General features: G+C 49.7%; 2 protein-coding genes and 1 pseudogene. 1 reads left to right on the top strand and 2 read right to left on the bottom strand.

Annotated features, from left to right (window positions below):
• Positions 1 to 65 precede the first annotated feature (65 nt).
• Positions 66 to 467, top strand: a complete 402-nt coding sequence (locus B3W37_RS07690; protein WP_483169747.1) for a hypothetical protein — start codon at positions 66 to 68, stop codon at positions 465 to 467.
• A gap of 145 nt (positions 468 to 612) precedes the next feature.
• Here the strand turns inward: B3W37_RS07690 and B3W37_RS07685 are convergent, their stop codons facing one another.
• Together B3W37_RS07685 and B3W37_RS07680 are read right to left on the bottom strand one after the other, a co-directional pair.
• Positions 613 to 1827 carry a vWA domain-containing protein gene (locus B3W37_RS07685; protein ID WP_483169748.1) on the bottom strand — a complete coding sequence of 405 codons (1215 nt, stop codon included), beginning with the start codon at positions 1825 to 1827 and terminating at the stop codon, positions 613 to 615.
• Between the two features lie 21 nt (positions 1828 to 1848).
• Positions 1849 to 2046 (bottom strand): annotated as a pseudogene (locus tag B3W37_RS07680) (AAA family ATPase); the annotation flags it as partial.

Below are 2046 nucleotides of genomic sequence, written 5' to 3'. Positions count from 1 at the left end.
AATTCGTATATCAGAAAAGGATGTCATGAAATGATAGCATATAGAGGGAGATAATGGGGGTTAATATGCGCAATCGAAAAAGTATCTTAATGATTTTATTGGCTATTGGCAGCATCCTGCTGGGATATAGCTATGCTCACGAGTTGTATGGTCCTTTAGAATCAGAGGTAGAGCTATGGGGATATTTCAGTGAGGGTTTAGGAGCGTCATTACTTATTCTTGCGTTTTTTACGACTCATGGCATCGGAACACGATTGCTCCTTTATATAGGCACGGTTATTCAAATACCTCCGATAATACTCTGGTTTATATTCCATAGCGGCGAAATTACCGATTATCCTCCGGCATTTTCTGACAATTTCGTTGCTCATTGGGCTTTTTCTATCCCACATATTTTTTTAATTATATTGTGTTTATGGATTTTAAAACTGATTGGACCAAGAGATACGGTTGTTAACTCGCGCTAGTAGTGCGCAAGCCAGCAACCGTCTCCATCAAGTTTTCGAACGGAGCAGCGAGAATGGATAATGCGTGCTTAGCCGGGCCCGCGGCGAAAATAACCCTCCCATAAGGGAGGGCCCAGGTTATACGACATAATCGATTCATATTGTTTTAAGTGGCTTTAGCCATGCGCTGGCGACTCCTCAGAGCGGATATGGCCTTTTCCAGCCCGTCGATGGTCAGTTCCTGCATGGGGAAGATTTCACTGATCTTTTTTATAGTAAATGAACCTTCCACCCAATCCCAGTACTTTTGCGGTATCGGATTGAGCCAGACCGAATATTCAAAATGCCGGCGCAGATCGCGCAGCCATTCCAGTCCGGCTCTGTCGTTGTAAAGATCCCAGTCAATGACCCCGCCCGAGCGCATCAATTCATAGGGAGCCATGCTGGCATCACCCACGATGATGGTCCGGTAGTCCTCACCCAGGTTGTTGAGGATATACGCGGTGTCAGTGTAATCGTTCTTGCGGCATTCAGGGGAATGATACAACCAATCGTATATGCAGTTGTGAAAATAAAAAACTTTCAAGTCTTTAAAATGGCTGGAGCGATGCACCGCGGTAAACAGCTGATTGCACAAGCGGCTGTAAGATAGCATTGAACCCCCGGCATCCATCAGCAGCAGTACCTTGATGCTGTTCTCGCGGGGGCGCTCCCATACCAGTTCCAACCGGCCCGCATTCTGACAGGTCTTATCGATTGTACCGTCTAAATCCAATACGGTTTTTGCGCCATCCAGCCGGGAGGTAAACTGCCGCAGCTTGCGCAAAGCCACCTGGAATTGCCTGACACCCAGGGTCTCATCAGAGCGGAACTCCTGGAAACGGCGCATTCCCGCTACTTTAACCGCAGAAAGGTTATTGGATTGACCGCCGACCCTTATGCCTCCCGGATGGTAACCCGAGTGTCCAAAAGGAGAAGTGCCGCCGGTGCCAATCCAGTAGCTGCCGCCGTGGTGTTCTTCCTGCTGCTCCTTGAGGCGCTCTTCCAGCATTCGCCTCAATTCATCCAGATCCAACTGCCGGTGATTGCGCCGCATTTCTTCGGTAATCCCCCGGGCGGGCAGCTCTTTATCCAGCCATTCCCAGATCTTATCGGGCAGACCTTCCGGGGTTTCCACCCCTTCGAAAAAGCGGGCGAAGGCCAGGTCAAAACGATCGTAGTGGGCTTCGCTCTTCACCAGGACGGCCCGGCACAGATGATAGAATCCGATAAGACTGGAGCCGCACAAATCGGCCTCCAGGGCTTCAAGAAGGGCGTCCCACTCCTTCATGGAAACCGGCAGCCCCTGGTTTTTCAACTCATAATAAAAACGGGTAAACATCAAATCCTCCTGAAGGCGCTTTTAGCGGTAGCGTCCCATGGCATTGCGAGTTTGGGTTTTACCGGACAGTTGCTGCAGGATCATATCCAGGTCTTCATTCTTTTTCAGCAAGACACCCAAAAAAGGCAGTTCTTTTTTAATTCGAGCGGGCGACACGCCGCCGACCACCAGAGCTTGAAGCCAGTCGATCAATTCGCTGGTACTGGGGCGTTTTTGCAT

Source organism: Syntrophomonas sp. UBA5494, from assembly GCF_002426325.1.
This window is presented reverse-complemented; position numbering and strand designations above follow the sequence as displayed.